We start from the raw sequence: 14,588 nt of genomic DNA, 5'->3' as shown, positions 1-14,588 counted from the left end.
AAATGTTGCAACCAAAGCGTACGAAGTTCCGCAAGCAGATGACCGGCCACAACCGTGGTCTGGCTCAGCGCGGTAGCAAAGTCAGCTTCGGCGAGTTTGCGCTGAAGTCTGTTGCCCGCGGTCGTCTCACCGCCCGTCAGATTGAGTCCGCTCGTCGTGCTCTGACTCGTCACGTTAAGCGTGGCGGGAAAATCTGGATTCGCGTTTTCCCGGACAAGCCGATCTCCAAGAAGCCTCTTGAAGTGCGGATGGGTAAAGGGAAGGGTAGCGTTGAATATTGGGTAGCCCAGATCCAGCCAGGCAAAGTCCTGTACGAGATCGAAGGCGTTTCCGAAGAGTTGGCGCGTGAGGCATTTGCCCTGGCTGCTGCAAAGCTGCCGCTCGCCACCACTTTTGTTAAGCGGACGGTGATGTGATGAAAGCGAATGAACTTCGTGAAAAATCAGCACAGCAGCTGAACGAGCAACTGCTCGGCCTGCTGCGCGACCAGTTCAATCTGCGTATGCAGAAAGCAACTGGCCAGTTGGGGCAGTCTCACCTGCTCTCGCAAGTTAAGCGCGATATCGCTCGTGTGAAAACTGTGCTCAACCAGCAGGCAGGTAAGTGATCATGGCTGAAGCCGAAAAAACAGTCCGTACGCTGACCGGCCGTGTCGTCAGCGACAAGATGGACAAGACCATCACCGTACTGATCGAGCGTCGCGTTAAGCACCCGATCTACGGCAAATATGTCAAGCGTTCGACCAAGCTGCACGCGCACGACGAAACCAACCAGAGCAAGATCGGTGACAAAGTTTCCATTCGCGAAACTCGTCCTGTTGCCAAGACTAAGTCTTGGGCGCTGGTTGAGATCCTCGAACGCGCAGTGGAAGTCTAAGGGCTAAGGGTCGGAGAAATTATATGATTCAGACTCAATCCATGCTCGACGTCGCTGACAACAGCGGTGCTCGTCGCGTTATGTGCATCAAGGTGCTGGGTGGCTCGCATCGCCGCTACGCTGGCATCGGCGACATCATCAAAGTGACCGTCAAGGAAGCAATTCCGCGCGGCAAGGTGAAGAAAGGCCAAGTGATGACTGCTGTTGTAGTCCGCACGCGTCACGGCGTTCGTCGCCCTGATGGCTCGATCATCCGCTTCGATGGCAACGCTGCTGTTCTGCTGAACAACAAGCAAGAGCCGATCGGCACCCGTATTTTTGGGCCAGTGACTCGTGAACTTCGCTCTGAGAAGTTCATGAAGATCGTCTCGCTCGCACCTGAAGTGCTCTAAGGAGATCCGACATGCAAAAGATTCGTCGTGACGACGAGATCATCGTGATCGCCGGCAAAGACAAAGGTAAGCGTGGCAAGGTGCTCAAGGTTCTCGCTGACGACCGTCTGGTCGTTGGTGGGGTCAACCTGGTGAAGCGCCATACCAAGCCGAACCCGATGTCGGGCGTTCAGGGCGGTATCGTCGAGAAAGAAGCGCCTCTGCACGCTTCTAACGTGGCCATCTTCAATGGCGAAACCAACAAGGCTGATCGCGTTGGCTTCAAAATCGAAGACGGTAAAAAAATTCGTGTCTTCAAGTCGACCCAAAAAGCGGTTGATGCTTGAACACTGCTAGGTAGAAGACCATGGCACGACTAAAAGAGATTTACCGGAAAGAAATCGCGCCGAAGCTTAAGGAAGAACTTAAGCTCGCCAACGTGATGGAAGTTCCGCGCATCACCAAGATCACCCTGAACATGGGCCTGGGCGAAGCGATCGGTGACAAGAAAGTCATCGAGCACGCAGTTGCCGACCTGGAAAAGATCACCGGTCAGAAAGTCGTTGTGACTCATGCCCGTAAGTCGATTGCAGGCTTCAAGGTTCGTGAGGGCTGGCCGATTGGCGTTAAAGTGACTCTGCGCCGTGAGCGTATGTACGAGTTCCTGGATCGTCTGCTGTCCATCTCCCTGCCGCGCGTGCGTGACTTCCGCGGCCTGAATGCCAAGTCCTTCGATGGTCGTGGCAACTACAGCATGGGCGTTAAAGAGCAGATCATCTTCCCGGAAATCGACTACGACAAGATCGATGCCCTGCGTGGTCTGGACATTACCCTGACCACCACTGCCCGTAACGATGATGAAGGCCGCGCTCTGCTGCGTGCTTTCAACTTCCCGTTCCGCAACTGATTGGAGTTGGATCATGGCTAAAACCAGCATGAAAAACCGCGAGCTGAAGCGTCAGCAAACGGTAGCCAAGTACGCCAAAAAGCGTGCCGAGCTGAAAGCTACCATCGCCAATCCGAACACCAGTCCGGAAGCCCGTTGGGAAGCTCAAGTTGCTCTGCAGAAGCAGCCGCGTGACGCCAGCGCTTCGCGCCTGCGTAACCGTTGCCGCATTACCGGTCGTCCGCACGGCGTATTCCGCAAGTTCGGTCTGTCGCGTATCAAGCTGCGTGAAGCTGCAATGCGTGGTGATGTACCAGGTCTGGTTAAAGCCAGCTGGTAAAAAACAAAGCCGGCCCAGTGCCGGCTTTGTCTTATGTGTGAATCAGGCCCCTTTGGGGCTTGATTCATTTTTGATCAGTCTCTAGAATGCTCGGCTCGCCTGAGCCTGGGTCAAATTTCCCAGAATTCTCAGCGACTGTAGCCGCAAGGCTAATTCTTTTTGTATCAGGAGCGTCTAGCCCATGAGTATGCAGGACCCGTTAGCGGACATGCTAACTCGTATCCGTAATGCCCAGATGGCTGAAAAGTCCGTCGTAAGCATGCCGTCTTCCACGTTGAAGGTGGCTGTAGCCAAAGTTCTGAAAGACGAAGGTTATATTGCGGGTTATCAGATCAGCGGTGAAGTTAAGCCGCAGCTGTCCATCGAGCTGAAATACTTCGAAGGCCGTCCGGTTATCGAAGAAGTTAAGCGCGTGAGCCGTCCAGGCCTTCGCCAGTACAAATCCGTCGATGATCTGCCGAAAGTTCGTGGCGGTCTCGGTGTCTCCATCGTCTCCACCAACAAGGGTGTGATGACGGACCGCGCTGCGCGCGCTGCCGGTGTCGGCGGCGAAGTGCTCTGCACAGTGTTCTAAGGGGGGATAAGCATGTCTCGCGTTGCTAAGAACCCCGTTAAGCTGCCAGCTGGTGTTGAGGTCAAGCTCACCGGCCAACAGCTTTCGGTAAAGGGTGCCAAGGGCACTCTCGAACTGAATGTTCACTCGTCCGTTGAAGTCCTGCAGGAAGCTGGTGAGCTGCGTTTCGCTGCTCGCAATGGCGATCAGCAGACTCGTGCAATGGCCGGTACCACTCGCGCTCTGGTCAACAACATGGTGATCGGTGTTAGCGCAGGCTTCGAGCGTAAGCTGCAGCTGGTTGGTGTTGGTTACAAAGCGCAAGCCAAAGGTCAGGTGCTGAACCTCGCTCTCGGCTTCTCCCATCCGATCGACTATGAGTTGCCGGAAGGTGTAGTGGCTGAAACCCCGAACCAGACCGAGATCCTGATCAAGGGTGTCGACAAGCAACTGGTTGGTCAGGTCGCTGCGGAAATTCGTGATTTCCGTCGTCCTGAACCTTACAAGGGCAAAGGTGTTCGTTACGCAGACGAAGTCGTCCGCCGTAAAGAAGCCAAGAAGAAGTAGGGCATAGCAAATGACCGACAAAAAAGTTACTCGACTGCGTCGCGCTCGCAAAGCACGCCTGAAAATGCACGAGCTCGAAGCCGTGCGTCTGTGCGTGTATCGCTCTTCGCAGCACATCTATGCCCAGGTCATTTCGGCCGACGGCAGCAAGGTTCTGGCCAGCGCCTCTACCTTGGACAAAGCACTGCGTGACGGCGCCACTGGCAACGTTGACGCGGCCAAGAAAGTTGGTGAGCTGGTTGCCGAGCGTGCGAAAGCCGCTGGTGTAACTCAGGTTGCATTCGACCGTTCTGGCTTCAAGTACCACGGCCGCGTCAAGGCGCTGGCTGATGCTGCTCGTGAAGGCGGGCTGGAGTTCTAAGTTATGGCAAATAACGACCAAAAGCGCGACGAAGGCTATATCGAGAAGCTGGTACAGGTTAACCGCGTTGCCAAGACCGTTAAGGGTGGCCGTATCTTCACTTTCACCGCGTTGACCGTGGTAGGTGATGGTAAGGGTCGCGTCGGTTTCGGCCGTGGTAAGTCCCGTGAAGTGCCTGCTGCCATCCAGAAAGCGATGGAAGCTGCGCGTCGCAACATGATCCAGGTTGATCTGAACGGCACCACTCTGCAGTACGCAATGAAGTCCGCTCACGGCGCTTCCAAGGTGTACATGCAGCCTGCTTCCGAAGGTACCGGTATCATCGCCGGCGGCGCCATGCGTGCTGTTCTGGAAGTGGCTGGCGTGCAGAACGTTCTGGCTAAATGCTACGGCTCGACTAACCCAGTGAACGTGGTTTACGCCACTTTCAAAGGTTTGAAAGCCATGCAATCCCCAGTGTCTGTTGCGGCCAAGCGTGGCAAGAGCGTCGAGGAGATTCTCTAATCATGGCTAATACCGTCAAAGTGACTCTGATCAAGAGCACCAATGGCCGTCTGGCCAACCATAAAGCCTGCGTTAAAGGCCTCGGCCTGCGTCGCATCAATCACACCGTGGAAGTTCTGGATACTCCGGAAAACCGCGGCATGATTAACAAGGCTTACTACCTTCTCCGTGTGGAGGGTTAATACATGTACCTGAACGATTTGAGTCCTGCGCCGGGTTCCCGTCGCGAGAAGCACCGTCCGGGCCGTGGTATCGGTAGCGGTTTGGGTAAGACTGGTGGCCGTGGTCACAAAGGTCAGACCTCCCGTTCCGGTGGCACCATTGCTCCGGGTTTCGAGGGCGGCCAGCAGCCTCTGCACCGTCGTCTGCCTAAGTTCGGTTTCGTTTCTTTGAAGGCTATGGACCGCGCAGAAGTGCGTACTTCCGAGCTGAATAAAATCGAAGGCGGCATTGTTACTCTGCAGTCGCTGAAGGATGCCAACCTGATTAACCAAAACGTTCAGCGTGTGAAAGTCATGCTGTCCGGTGAAGTTACTCAAGCGGTCACCCTTAAAGGTATCGCCGCCACCAAAGGTGCGCGCGCGGCTATCGAAGCAGCTGGCGGTAAGTTCGAGGAATAAATGGCTAAGCAAGGTGCTCTCTCAGCGCTCAGCAATGGCGGGTTATCCGAGCTCTGGGCTCGTTTGCGCTTTCTGTTCATGGCGATCATCGTCTATCGGATAGGTGCACACATCCCGGTTCCAGGTATCAACCCTGATCGGCTGGCGGACCTGTTTCGACAGAATGAGGGGACCATTCTTAGCTTGTTCAACATGTTTTCCGGCGGCGCGCTGGAGCGTATGAGTATTTTTGCACTGGGGATCATGCCGTACATTTCGGCGTCGATCATCATGCAGCTCATGACCGCTGTCAGCCCGCAGCTGGAGCAGTTGAAGAAGGAAGGTGAAGCTGGCCGTCGCAAGATTAGCCAGTACACCCGCTACGGCACCCTCGTCTTGGCTATTGTCCAAGCTGTCGGCATGTCCGTCGGTCTGGCCAGTCAGGGCGTAGCGTTTTCGGTTGATTTCGGCTTCCACTTCGTTGCAGTCACCACTTTTGTGGCGGGTGCAATGTTCATGATGTGGCTGGGCGAGCAAATCACCGAGCGTGGTGTTGGCAACGGTATTTCGATGCTGATCTTTGCAGGCATCGTGGCCGGTCTGCCGTCGGCGATCGGGCAGTCTTTCGAGTCTGCTCGCCAGGGTGATATCAATATCTTTGCCCTGATCGCCATCGGTTTGCTGGCAGTAGCGATTATCGGTTTCGTGGTGTTCATTGAGCGTGGTCAGCGTCGCATTGCGGTGCACTATGCCAAGCGTCAGCAGGGTCGTAAGGTCTTCGCTGCGCAGACCAGCCACTTGCCGTTGAAGGTGAACATGGCGGGGGTTATCCCGGCTATTTTCGCCAGCAGCCTTCTGTTATTCCCGGCTTCGCTGGGTGCCTGGTTTGGTCAGTCCGAAGGTATGGGCTGGCTGCAGGATATTTCACAGGCTATCGCTCCTGGTCAGCCGTTGAACATTTTGCTGTTTAGTGCGGGGATTGTTTTCTTCTGCTTCTTCTACACAGCCCTGATGTTCAACCCGAAAGACGTAGCGGAAAACCTGAAGAAGTCCGGTGCCTTTATTCCGGGTATCCGTCCCGGTGAGCAATCGGCGCGCTATATCGATGGCGTGTTGACCCGCTTGACCATGTTCGGTGCTCTGTACATGACGGCCGTATGCTTGTTGCCCCAGTTCTTGGTGGTGGCTGCCAACGTACCGTTCTATCTTGGCGGGACCTCGTTGCTGATCGTGGTCGTGGTTGTTATGGACTTTATGTCGCAAGTACAATCGCACCTCGTTTCGCACCAGTACGAATCCCTGATGAAGAAAGCCAACCTGAAGGGCTACGGCAGCGGCATGCTGCGCTGAAGTCCATAAGGTTCGAGGAGTTGGTGATGAAAGTTCGTGCATCGGTGAAAAAGCTGTGCCGTAACTGCAAAATTATTCGCCGTGAAGGTGTTGTGCGAGTGATTTGCAGCGCGGAACCGCGTCACAAACAGCGCCAAGGCTGAGTGTGATTGAGCGTTACAAGCCCGGCAGCTAGTGCGCTGCCGGGTTGATTATTTGTTATTACAGCGTTAATATCTCGCGCCCTATTTCTTGGCTTCCGGGGCGTAGGTAGCTGTCAATTGGAGTTCCACTGAATGGCCCGTATTGCAGGCGTTAACATTCCGGATAACAAGCACACTGTTATCTCGCTGACCTACATCTATGGTGTTGGTCGCACTACTGCACAGAAAATCTGTGCTGCTACCGGTGTAAACCCGGCGGCAAAAATCAAAGATCTCTCTGACGAGCAGATCGAGCAGCTGCGTGGCGAAGTGGCCAAGGTGAATACCGAAGGCGACCTGCGTCGTGAAGTGAACATGAAAATCAAGCGCTTGATGGACCTGGGTTGCTACCGCGGCCTGCGTCATCGTCGTGGTCTGCCGGTTCGCGGTCAGCGTACCAAGACCAACGCGCGTACCCGCAAGGGCCCGCGTAAGCCGATCCGCAAGTAATCGCATTCGCGCATCGACAGGAATCTAGTCATGGCAAAACCTGCTGCTCGTACTCGTAAAAAAGTCAAAAAGACGGTGGTTGATGGCATCGCCCACATCCACGCTTCTTTCAACAACACAATCGTGACCATTACTGACCGTCAGGGCAACGCTCTGTCCTGGGCTACCTCGGGTGGTTCGGGTTTCCGCGGCTCGCGTAAAAGCACCCCGTTCGCTGCCCAGGTGGCTGCTGAGCGTGCTGGTCAAGCTGCGCTGGAATACGGCCTGAAGAACCTCGACGTTAACGTCAAGGGTCCCGGTCCGGGTCGTGAGTCCGCTGTCCGTGCTTTGAACGGCTGCGGTTACAAGATCGCCAGCATCACCGATGTGACGCCAATCCCGCACAACGGGTGCCGTCCTTCGAAGAAGCGTCGCGTGTAATCAGGAGACAGTGAGAAATGGCTCGTTACATTGGTCCCAAATGCAAACTGTCTCGTCGTGAAGGCACTGATCTTTTCCTGAAAAGCGGCGTTCGCGCTCTGGAATCGAAGTGCAACATCGAAGCAGCCCCAGGTATTCACGGCCAGCGCCGTGGCCGTCAGTCCGACTACGGCACCCAGCTGCGTGAGAAGCAAAAAGTTCGTCGTATCTACGGTGTGCTTGAGCGTCAATTCAGCGGTTATTACAAAGAAGCTGCCGGCAAGAAAGGCGCTACTGGTGAGAACCTGCTGCAACTGCTTGAGTGCCGTCTGGATAACGTGGTTTATCGCATGGGCTTTGGTGCTACCCGCGCTGAATCCCGTCAGCTGGTATCGCACAAGTCGATCAGCGTAAACGGTAAAACTGTTAACGTCCCGTCCTACCAGGTTAAAGCTGGTGACGTCGTTGCAGTCCGCGAGAAATCGAAGAATCAGCTGCGCATTGTTCAAGCTCTTGAGCTGTGTGCCCAGCGTGGCCGCGTTGAATGGGTAGATGTAGACACTGAGAAAAAGTCTGGCGTGTTCAAAAGCGTCCCGGCTCGCAGTGATCTCTCCGCTGACATCAACGAAAGCCTGATTGTCGAGCTCTACTCCAAGTAAGGGCTAGAAAATAGGTGCATCCATGCAGATTTCGGTAAATGAGTTCCTGACCCCCCGTCACATTGATGTGCAGGTGGTCAGTTCGACCCGTGCGAAGATCACCCTCGAGCCTCTCGAGCGTGGTTTTGGCCATACCCTGGGCAACGCGCTGCGTCGCATCCTGTTGTCCTCCATGCCTGGCTGTGCAGTAGTCGAGGCCGAGATTGACGGCGTACTCCATGAGTACTCCGCCATCGAAGGTGTTCAGGAAGACGTCATTGAAATCCTGCTCAACCTGAAAGGTCTGGCTGTCAAACTGCACGGTCGTGACGAAGTGACTCTGACTCTGGCGAAGAAGGGCTCGGGCGTAGTTACCGCTGCCGATATTCAGCTGGATCACGATGTCGAAATCGTCAATGGCGACCACGTAATCGCCAACCTGGCTTCCACTGGCGCGCTGAACATGAAGCTCACCATAGCTCGTGGTCGCGGCTATGAGCCGGCTGATGCTCGTCAGAGCGATGAAGATGAAAGCCGCAGCATTGGTCGCTTGCAGCTGGATGCTTCGTTCAGCCCGGTACGCCGTGTGTCGTACGTGGTGGAAAACGCTCGTGTTGAGCAGCGTACCAACCTGGACAAGCTGGTTATTGACCTGGAGACCAACGGTACTCTGGATCCTGAAGAGGCTATTCGCCGCGCCGCTACCATCCTGCAACAGCAGTTGGCTGCGTTCGTCGACCTCAAAGGTGACAGTGAGCCTGTTGTTATCGAGCAGGAAGATGAGATCGATCCGATCCTCCTCCGTCCGGTTGATGACCTGGAACTGACTGTGCGTTCGGCTAACTGCCTTAAGGCAGAAAACATTTACTACATCGGTGATCTGATTCAGCGCACCGAAGTAGAACTGTTGAAAACCCCGAACCTGGGCAAGAAATCCCTGACCGAAATCAAGGATGTTCTGGCCTCTCGCGGTCTGTCCCTCGGTATGCGCCTCGACAACTGGCCGCCGGCAAGTCTGAAGAAAGACGATAAGGCGACTGCCTGATCGTCATCATCACCGAACGTGAGTTTGGTAAGGAATTGAACCATGCGTCATCGTAAAAGTGGCCGTCACCTCAGCCGCACCAGCGCACACCGCAAGGCCATGTTCCAGAACATGGCGGTATCGCTGTTCGAGCATGAGCTGATCAAAACTACTCTGCCGAAAGCCAAAGAGCTGCGTCGCGTTGCCGAGCCGCTGATCACTCTGGCTAAAGAAGACAGCGTTGCTAACCGTCGTCTGGCCTTCGACCGTACTCGTTCGAAAGCCATCGTCGGCAAGCTGTTCAACGACCTGGGCAAGCGCTACGCCACCCGTCAGGGCGGTTACCTGCGTATCCTCAAGTGCGGTTTCCGCGCTGGCGACAATGCTCCAATGGCCTATGTTGAACTGGTTGACCGTCCGGTCGCTGGTGCAGCTGTAGACGCTGAGTAAGTCGTAGGTTGTATGAAAAAACCGGGCCTTGGCCCGGTTTTTTTATGCCTGCAGCAAGGCTGGCTGCATTCAGTGCGCTTGACCCATTGGCTGCGGCCAGCCAGCATTAACCTTTGTTTGTCGCTTGCTAAGGAAACCGCCCATGAAAGGCCATGTTGACGTCATCGATTACCTGAAGGTGCTGCTCAAGGGCGAGCTGGCCGCGCGTGATCAGTATTTCGTGCATTCGCGTCTGTATGAGGACTGGGGCTTCAGCAAGCTCTACGAGCGGATCAACCATGAAATGGAGGAGGAGACTCAGCACGCTGATGCCATCCTCAAACGCATTCTGTTTCTCGAGGGCACGCCGGATATGGTTCCCGACAGCTTCCGTTTTGGCCAAACCGTACCGGAAATGCTCAAGCTCGATCTGGCGTTGGAGTACCACGTGCGGGCAGCGCTGAGCAAAGGCATTGCTCTGTGCGAGCAGCATCAGGATTACCAGACCCGCGACATTCTGCTGGTGCAGCTGAAGGATACCGAAGAGGATCACGCCTACTGGCTGGAGATTCAGTTGGGCCTGATCGACAAGTTGGGGTTGGAGAATTACCTGCAGACGCAGATGTAAGTCAGCCTGTTGTCATAAAAAAGCCCCGCATGTGCGGGGCTTTTTGTTGTGCGCGCGGTTACGCCCGGTCACGTTCCAGCAGCGGCTTGAGGAAGTAGCCGGTATGCGACTGCGGCATCTCGGCGACTTCTTCCGGCGTGCCGACGGCGATGATCTGGCCGCCTTTGGAGCCGCCTTCCGGGCCAAGATCCACCAGCCAGTCGGCAGTCTTGATCACGTCCAGGTTGTGTTCGATCACCACCACGGTGTTGCCGTGGTCGCGCAGGCGGTGCAGCACCTCGAGCAGTTGCTGGATATCAGCGAAGTGCAGGCCGGTGGTGGGCTCATCGAGGATATACAGGGTTTTGCCGGTATCGCGCTTGGACAGCTCGCGGGACAGCTTGACCCGCTGTGCTTCGCCGCCGGACAGGGTGGTCGCCGACTGGCCCAGCTTGATATAGGACAGACCGACATCCATCAGCGTTTGCAGCTTGCGCGCCAGGGCCGGTACGGCATCGAAGAAGGCACGTGCCTCTTCGATGGTCATGTCGAGCACTTCGGTGATGTTCTTGCCCTTGTATTTCACTTCCAGGGTTTCGCGGTTGTAGCGTTTGCTCTTGCACACGTCGCAGGGCACGTAGATGTCCGGGAGGAAGTGCATCTCCACCTTGATCAGGCCATCGCCCTGGCAGGCCTCGCAGCGACCGCCCTTGACGTTGAAGCTAAAGCGGCCTGGGCCGTAACCGCGTGACCGCGACTCAGGCACGCCGGCAAACAGCTCGCGGATCGGGGTGAACAGGCCGGTATACGTTGCCGGGTTCGAACGCGGAGTGCGGCCGATCGGGCTCTGGTCGATATCGACCACCTTATCCAGGTGCTGTAGCCCGTCGATGCTGTCGTGGGCAGCGGCTTCCAGGGTGGTGGCGCCGTTCAGTGCGGTGGCGCTGAGCGGGAACAGGGTGTTGTTGATCAGCGTCGACTTGCCCGAGCCGGACACGCCGGTTACGCAGGTTAGCAGGCCAATCGGAATTTCCAGGTCGACGTTACGCAGGTTGTTGCCGCGCGCGCCCTTGATCTTCAGCGAGAGTTTCTTGTCGCGTGGTGTGCGCTTGGCCGGAACTTCGATCTTCACCCGTCCGGAGAGGTATTTGCCGGTCAGCGAGTCCGGATGCGCCATCACTTCAGCGGCGGTGCCCTGGGCGACAATCTGCCCGCCATGCACGCCGGCGCCAGGGCCTATATCCACCACGTAGTCGGCCAGACGGATGGCATCTTCGTCGTGCTCGACCACGATCACTGTGTTGCCGATATCGCGCAAGTGTTTGAGGGTGCCGAGCAGGCGTTCGTTGTCGCGTTGATGCAGGCCGATAGAAGGCTCGTCGAGGATATACATCACGCCGACCAGGCCAGCGCCGATCTGGCTGGCCAAACGGATACGCTGCGCTTCGCCGCCGGACAGGGTGTCGGCGCTGCGGTCGAGGGTCAGGTAGTCGAGGCCGACGTTGACCAGAAACTGCAGGCGCTCGCGGATTTCCTTGAGAATCTTCTCGGCGATCTCGCCGCGGCGGCCAGGCAGGCTGAGACTGCCGAAATACTCGGTGGCGTCGCCAATCGGCAGGCCGCTGACTGCCGGTAGGGTCTTCTCGCCGACCCACACGTGCCGCGCTTCTCGGCGCAGGCGGGTGCCACGGCAATCCGGGCAGGGCTGGGTGCTGAGGAACTTGGCCAGCTCTTCACGCACGCTGGTGGATTCGGTTTCGCGGTAGCGCCGTTCCAGGTTGGGCACGATGCCCTCGAAGGGGTGCGAGCGTTTGACGATGTCGCCACGGTCATTCAGGTACTTGAAGTCGACGTTCTGCGTGCCGCTGCCGAACAGGATGCACTTCTGGTGTTCGGCGCTGAGTTCATCGAACGGTACTTCCAGGCTGAAGCCGTAATGCGCGGCCAACGAGCCGAGCATTTGGAAGTAGTAGACGTTACGTCGGTCCCAGCCGCGAATCGCGCCCTCGGCCAGGGTCAGCTCTCCATTGACCAGGCGCTTGGTATCGAAGAATTGCTTAACGCCCAAGCCGTCGCAGGTCGGGCAGGCGCCGGCCGGGTTGTTGAAGGAGAACAGCTTGGGTTCCAGTTCGCTGATCGAATGGCCGCACACCGGGCAGGCAAAACGTGCAGAGAAAATGATCTCTTCGCCTTCCTCACCCTCCATGGGCGCGATCAGCGCCAGGCCGTCGGCCAGCTTCAGGGCGGTCTCGAACGATTCGGCCAGGCGCTGCTGTAAGTCGCCGCGGGCTTTGAAGCGGTCGACCACGGCATCGATGCTGTGCTTCTTCTGCTTGTCGAGCTTGGGCAGTTCGTCCAGCTCGTAAAGTTTGCCGTTGACCCGCACGCGGACGAAGCCCTGGGCGCGCAGTTCGTCGAAGACAGCCAGGTGTTCGCCTTTGCGTTCACGAATCACCGGGGCCAGCAGCATCAGCTTGCTGCCCTCGGGCAGGGCCAGTACCTGATCGACCATCTGGCTGACGGTCTGCGCTTCCAGCGGCAGGTCATGATCCGGGCAGCGCGGAATACCAGCGCGGGCGTAGAGCAGGCGCAGATAGTCGTAGATCTCGGTGATGGTGCCGACGGTCGAGCGCGGGTTGTGCGAGGTCGACTTCTGCTCGATGGAGATGGCCGGGGAGAGGCCCTCGATGGTGTCGACGTCAGGCTTCTCCATCATCGACAGGAACTGCCGGGCGTAGGCCGACAGGGATTCCACGTAGCGGCGCTGACCCTCGGCGTAGAGCGTGTCGAAGGCCAGGGATGACTTGCCGGAGCCGGACAGGCCGGTGATCACGATCAGCTTGTCGCGTGGCAGGGTCAGGTCGATGTTTTTCAGGTTGTGGGTGCGAGCACCCCGAATCAGAATCTTGTCCACAAACAACGGCCTCGCATGGCGGGCGGAAAACCACCGAGTATACGGGCCCGAAGGCGGGCGCGGCAAAGCGTCACTGCTGTGCCGTAACCATTGGTGCTGCTAGAATCGCCGCCTATTTCGACAGGGCGTTTTCCATGCACGATCCGCACAACGAGCGCATGAGCGGCAGTGAAACCCGCGCTGCCGGTGGCCTGGCGCTGGTGTTCGCATTTCGCATGCTCGGTATGTTTATGGTGCTGCCGGTACTGGCAACCTATGGCATGGACTTGCAAGGCAGTACGCCGGCGCTGATCGGCCTGGCCATTGGTGCCTACGGCCTGACACAGGCTTTTCTGCAGATTCCGTTTGGCATGCTCAGTGATCGCATGGGCCGACGGCCGGTGATCTATGTCGGGCTGCTGATCTTCGCAGCCGGCAGCCTGCTGGCGGCCAATGCCGATTCGATTTATGGAGTGATCGCGGGGCGCATTCTGCAGGGCGCCGGGGCAATTTCCGCTGCGGTGATGGCGCTGCTCTCCGATCTGACCCGTGAACAACACCGCACCAAGGCCATGGCCATGATCGGTATGAGCATCGGTTTGTCGTTTGCCGTGGCGATGGTGGTTGGCCCATTGCTGACCCGCGCTTTTGGTCTGTCCGGGCTGTTTCTTGCCACGGCTGCGATGGCGCTGCTCGGTATCGTTATCGTTGCTGGTATGGTGCCGGGTTCTGCCGGGCCATTGCAGCATCGCGAGTCGGGTGTGGCCAGGCAGGCGTTGTGGCCGACGCTCAAGCATGTCGATCTGCTGCGCCTGGACTTCGGCATTCTGGTGCTGCACGCGATTCTGATGGCCAGCTTTATTGCCTTGCCATTGGCGCTGGTGCAGCAGGGCGGGCTGGCCAAGGAAGAGCATTGGTGGGTCTACCTGACCGCGCTACTAGTGGGTTTCTTCGGCATGGTGCCGTTTATCATCTACGGCGAGAAAAAGCGTCGGATGAAACAGGTGCTGCTCGGCGCGGTCAGTGTGCTGCTGCTGTGTGAGCTGTTCTTCTGGTGGTTCGGTAGCAGTTTGCGTGCCCTGGTGCTTGGCACTGTGGTGTTTTTTACCGCGTTCAACCTGCTGGAGGCTTCGCTGCCGTCACTGGTCAGCAAGGTTGCACCGGCCGGCGGCAAGGGTACGGCGATGGGCGTTTACTCCACCAGCCAGTTCCTTGGGGCCGCCATTGGCGGCATTCTTGGCGGCTGGCTGTATCAGCACTACAGCCTGTCGGGCGTGTTTGCGGGCTGTGCCCTGCTGGCGCTTTTTTGGCTGGCCTTTGCTGTTACTATGCGCGAACCGCCGTATGTCACCAGCCTGCGTCTGCCGCTTTCAGCTGCGGCCTTGCAAGAGACGGGGTTGGCCGAGCGTTTACAGGCTGTGCCCGGAGTGGCGGATGCCGTAGTGGTGCGCGATGAAGCGGCCATCTATATCAAAGTGGATACCCAACAATTGGACCGCACGTCCCTTGAGCGCCTCATAGAGCCGGCGCCGGTGGCGTGCTGAAAGCCTAGGAGAACG

General features: G+C 57.3%; 23 protein-coding genes. 22 read left to right on the top strand and 1 reads right to left on the bottom strand.

Annotated features, from left to right (window positions below; translation table 11 throughout):
* Positions 1-2 precede the first annotated feature (2 nt).
* From rplP to bfr, 21 genes are all read left to right on the top strand, one after another.
* Positions 3-416, top strand: coding sequence for a 50S ribosomal protein L16 (gene rplP, locus ACOCLD_RS19635; protein WP_090255798.1), 414 nt, complete (start codon positions 3-5; stop codon positions 414-416).
* Complete coding sequence (gene rpmC, locus ACOCLD_RS19630; RefSeq protein ID WP_002555481.1) at positions 416-607, top strand: 50S ribosomal protein L29; 192 nt, start codon at positions 416-418, stop codon at positions 605-607. Before rplP ends, rpmC begins: the two co-directional genes overlap by 1 nt.
* 2 nt (positions 608-609) lie before the next feature.
* A complete protein-coding gene (gene rpsQ / locus ACOCLD_RS19625) occupies positions 610-876 on the top strand; it encodes a 30S ribosomal protein S17 (RefSeq protein ID WP_090243097.1) in 267 nt (88 codons plus the stop codon).
* A gap of 23 nt (positions 877-899) precedes the next feature.
* The gene (gene rplN / locus ACOCLD_RS19620) at positions 900-1,268 is read left to right on the top strand and encodes a 50S ribosomal protein L14 (protein WP_003289207.1); all 369 of its coding nucleotides are present in this window, start codon (positions 900-902) and stop codon (positions 1,266-1,268) included.
* 11 nt (positions 1,269-1,279) lie between these two features.
* On the top strand, positions 1,280-1,594 hold the full coding sequence (gene rplX, locus ACOCLD_RS19615) for a 50S ribosomal protein L24 (protein ID WP_233686012.1): 315 nt from the start codon (positions 1,280-1,282) through the stop codon (positions 1,592-1,594).
* A 20-nt stretch (positions 1,595-1,614) separates the two neighbouring features.
* Positions 1,615-2,154 carry a 50S ribosomal protein L5 gene (gene rplE, locus ACOCLD_RS19610; protein WP_159973765.1) on the top strand — a complete coding sequence of 180 codons (540 nt, stop codon included), beginning with the start codon at positions 1,615-1,617 and terminating at the stop codon, positions 2,152-2,154.
* Positions 2,155-2,167: 13 nt separating this feature from the next.
* On the top strand, positions 2,168-2,473 hold the full coding sequence (gene rpsN, locus ACOCLD_RS19605; protein ID WP_090444975.1) for a 30S ribosomal protein S14: 306 nt from the start codon (positions 2,168-2,170) through the stop codon (positions 2,471-2,473).
* A gap of 181 nt (positions 2,474-2,654) precedes the next feature.
* A complete protein-coding gene (gene rpsH, locus ACOCLD_RS19600; protein WP_069519903.1) occupies positions 2,655-3,047 on the top strand; it encodes a 30S ribosomal protein S8 in 393 nt (130 codons plus the stop codon).
* 12 nt (positions 3,048-3,059) lie between these two features.
* Entirely contained in the window at positions 3,060-3,593 is a 534-nt protein-coding gene (gene rplF / locus ACOCLD_RS19595; protein ID WP_108487727.1) for a 50S ribosomal protein L6, read from the top strand.
* A gap of 10 nt (positions 3,594-3,603) precedes the next feature.
* Positions 3,604-3,954, top strand: coding sequence for a 50S ribosomal protein L18 (rplR, locus tag ACOCLD_RS19590; RefSeq protein ID WP_003293038.1), 351 nt, complete (start codon positions 3,604-3,606; stop codon positions 3,952-3,954).
* 3 nt (positions 3,955-3,957) lie between these two features.
* A complete protein-coding gene (gene rpsE, locus ACOCLD_RS19585) occupies positions 3,958-4,458 on the top strand; it encodes a 30S ribosomal protein S5 (protein WP_233686011.1) in 501 nt (166 codons plus the stop codon).
* Between the two features lie 2 nt (positions 4,459-4,460).
* Positions 4,461-4,640 carry a 50S ribosomal protein L30 gene (gene rpmD / locus ACOCLD_RS19580; protein WP_013789769.1) on the top strand — a complete coding sequence of 60 codons (180 nt, stop codon included), beginning with the start codon at positions 4,461-4,463 and terminating at the stop codon, positions 4,638-4,640.
* 3 nt (positions 4,641-4,643) lie between these two features.
* Entirely contained in the window at positions 4,644-5,078 is a 435-nt protein-coding gene (gene rplO / locus ACOCLD_RS19575) for a 50S ribosomal protein L15 (RefSeq protein WP_160016247.1), read from the top strand.
* Positions 5,079-6,407 (top strand): preprotein translocase subunit SecY, encoded by a 1,329-nt coding sequence (gene secY / locus ACOCLD_RS19570; RefSeq protein WP_233686010.1) that lies wholly within the window; start codon positions 5,079-5,081, stop codon positions 6,405-6,407. It begins immediately after the preceding gene.
* A gap of 26 nt (positions 6,408-6,433) precedes the next feature.
* Entirely contained in the window at positions 6,434-6,550 is a 117-nt protein-coding gene (gene rpmJ, locus ACOCLD_RS19565; RefSeq protein WP_002555468.1) for a 50S ribosomal protein L36, read from the top strand.
* Positions 6,551-6,682: 132 nt separating this feature from the next.
* On the top strand, positions 6,683-7,039 hold the full coding sequence (gene rpsM / locus ACOCLD_RS19560) for a 30S ribosomal protein S13 (RefSeq protein ID WP_058070007.1): 357 nt from the start codon (positions 6,683-6,685) through the stop codon (positions 7,037-7,039).
* Positions 7,040-7,069: 30 nt separating this feature from the next.
* Positions 7,070-7,459, top strand: a complete 390-nt coding sequence (gene rpsK / locus ACOCLD_RS19555; protein WP_013789773.1) for a 30S ribosomal protein S11 — start codon at positions 7,070-7,072, stop codon at positions 7,457-7,459.
* A gap of 17 nt (positions 7,460-7,476) precedes the next feature.
* The gene (gene rpsD / locus ACOCLD_RS19550) at positions 7,477-8,097 is read left to right on the top strand and encodes a 30S ribosomal protein S4 (RefSeq protein ID WP_257777836.1); all 621 of its coding nucleotides are present in this window, start codon (positions 7,477-7,479) and stop codon (positions 8,095-8,097) included.
* A 22-nt stretch (positions 8,098-8,119) separates the two neighbouring features.
* Entirely contained in the window at positions 8,120-9,121 is a 1,002-nt protein-coding gene (locus ACOCLD_RS19545; protein ID WP_090255780.1) for a DNA-directed RNA polymerase subunit alpha, read from the top strand.
* Between the two features lie 42 nt (positions 9,122-9,163).
* Positions 9,164-9,550: a 50S ribosomal protein L17 gene (rplQ, locus tag ACOCLD_RS19540; protein WP_160347644.1), complete on the top strand. Its 387-nt coding sequence runs from the start codon at positions 9,164-9,166 to the stop codon at positions 9,548-9,550.
* A 142-nt stretch (positions 9,551-9,692) separates the two neighbouring features.
* The gene (bfr, locus tag ACOCLD_RS19535; protein ID WP_422910359.1) at positions 9,693-10,157 is read left to right on the top strand and encodes a bacterioferritin; all 465 of its coding nucleotides are present in this window, start codon (positions 9,693-9,695) and stop codon (positions 10,155-10,157) included.
* Positions 10,158-10,215: 58 nt separating this feature from the next.
* Here the strand turns inward: bfr and uvrA are convergent, their stop codons facing one another.
* Positions 10,216-13,050, bottom strand: coding sequence for an excinuclease ABC subunit UvrA (uvrA, locus tag ACOCLD_RS19530; protein ID WP_422910358.1), 2,835 nt, complete (start codon positions 13,048-13,050; stop codon positions 10,216-10,218).
* Positions 13,051-13,184: 134 nt separating this feature from the next.
* Here uvrA and ACOCLD_RS19525 point away from each other — a divergent pair, with 134 nt between their 5' ends.
* Complete coding sequence (locus ACOCLD_RS19525; RefSeq protein WP_422910357.1) at positions 13,185-14,573, top strand: MFS transporter; 1,389 nt, start codon at positions 13,185-13,187, stop codon at positions 14,571-14,573.
* Positions 14,574-14,588: the final 15 nt, after the last annotated feature.

Source organism: Pseudomonas cimarronensis, from assembly GCF_049331905.1.
In the GTDB taxonomy this organism is placed as follows: domain Bacteria; phylum Pseudomonadota; class Gammaproteobacteria; order Pseudomonadales; family Pseudomonadaceae; genus Aquipseudomonas.
Note: the sequence above shows the minus strand (reverse complement) of the source record. Positions and strands in the feature narration are given on the sequence as shown.

Bases quoted from the DNA above. Each gene is read 5' to 3' on its own strand.
- rplP (WP_090255798.1), top strand. From the start codon at position 3: ATGTTGCAACCAAAGCGTACGAAGTTCCGCAAGCAGATGACCGGCCAC.
- rpmC (WP_002555481.1), top strand. From the start codon at position 416: ATGAAAGCGAATGAACTTCGTGAAAAATCAGCACAGCAGCTGAACGAG.
- rpsQ (WP_090243097.1), top strand. From the start codon at position 610: ATGGCTGAAGCCGAAAAAACAGTCCGTACGCTGACCGGCCGTGTCGTC.
- rplN (WP_003289207.1), top strand. From the start codon at position 900: ATGATTCAGACTCAATCCATGCTCGACGTCGCTGACAACAGCGGTGCT.
- rplX (WP_233686012.1), top strand. From the start codon at position 1,280: ATGCAAAAGATTCGTCGTGACGACGAGATCATCGTGATCGCCGGCAAA.
- rplE (WP_159973765.1), top strand. From the start codon at position 1,615: ATGGCACGACTAAAAGAGATTTACCGGAAAGAAATCGCGCCGAAGCTT.
- rpsN (WP_090444975.1), top strand. From the start codon at position 2,168: ATGGCTAAAACCAGCATGAAAAACCGCGAGCTGAAGCGTCAGCAAACG.
- rpsH (WP_069519903.1), top strand. From the start codon at position 2,655: ATGAGTATGCAGGACCCGTTAGCGGACATGCTAACTCGTATCCGTAAT.
- rplF (WP_108487727.1), top strand. From the start codon at position 3,060: ATGTCTCGCGTTGCTAAGAACCCCGTTAAGCTGCCAGCTGGTGTTGAG.
- rplR (WP_003293038.1), top strand. From the start codon at position 3,604: ATGACCGACAAAAAAGTTACTCGACTGCGTCGCGCTCGCAAAGCACGC.
- rpsE (WP_233686011.1), top strand. From the start codon at position 3,958: ATGGCAAATAACGACCAAAAGCGCGACGAAGGCTATATCGAGAAGCTG.
- rpmD (WP_013789769.1), top strand. From the start codon at position 4,461: ATGGCTAATACCGTCAAAGTGACTCTGATCAAGAGCACCAATGGCCGT.
- rplO (WP_160016247.1), top strand. From the start codon at position 4,644: ATGTACCTGAACGATTTGAGTCCTGCGCCGGGTTCCCGTCGCGAGAAG.
- secY (WP_233686010.1), top strand. From the start codon at position 5,079: ATGGCTAAGCAAGGTGCTCTCTCAGCGCTCAGCAATGGCGGGTTATCC.
- rpmJ (WP_002555468.1), top strand. From the start codon at position 6,434: ATGAAAGTTCGTGCATCGGTGAAAAAGCTGTGCCGTAACTGCAAAATT.
- rpsM (WP_058070007.1), top strand. From the start codon at position 6,683: ATGGCCCGTATTGCAGGCGTTAACATTCCGGATAACAAGCACACTGTT.
- rpsK (WP_013789773.1), top strand. From the start codon at position 7,070: ATGGCAAAACCTGCTGCTCGTACTCGTAAAAAAGTCAAAAAGACGGTG.
- rpsD (WP_257777836.1), top strand. From the start codon at position 7,477: ATGGCTCGTTACATTGGTCCCAAATGCAAACTGTCTCGTCGTGAAGGC.
- ACOCLD_RS19545 (WP_090255780.1), top strand. From the start codon at position 8,120: ATGCAGATTTCGGTAAATGAGTTCCTGACCCCCCGTCACATTGATGTG.
- rplQ (WP_160347644.1), top strand. From the start codon at position 9,164: ATGCGTCATCGTAAAAGTGGCCGTCACCTCAGCCGCACCAGCGCACAC.
- bfr (WP_422910359.1), top strand. From the start codon at position 9,693: ATGAAAGGCCATGTTGACGTCATCGATTACCTGAAGGTGCTGCTCAAG.
- ACOCLD_RS19525 (WP_422910357.1), top strand. From the start codon at position 13,185: ATGCACGATCCGCACAACGAGCGCATGAGCGGCAGTGAAACCCGCGCT.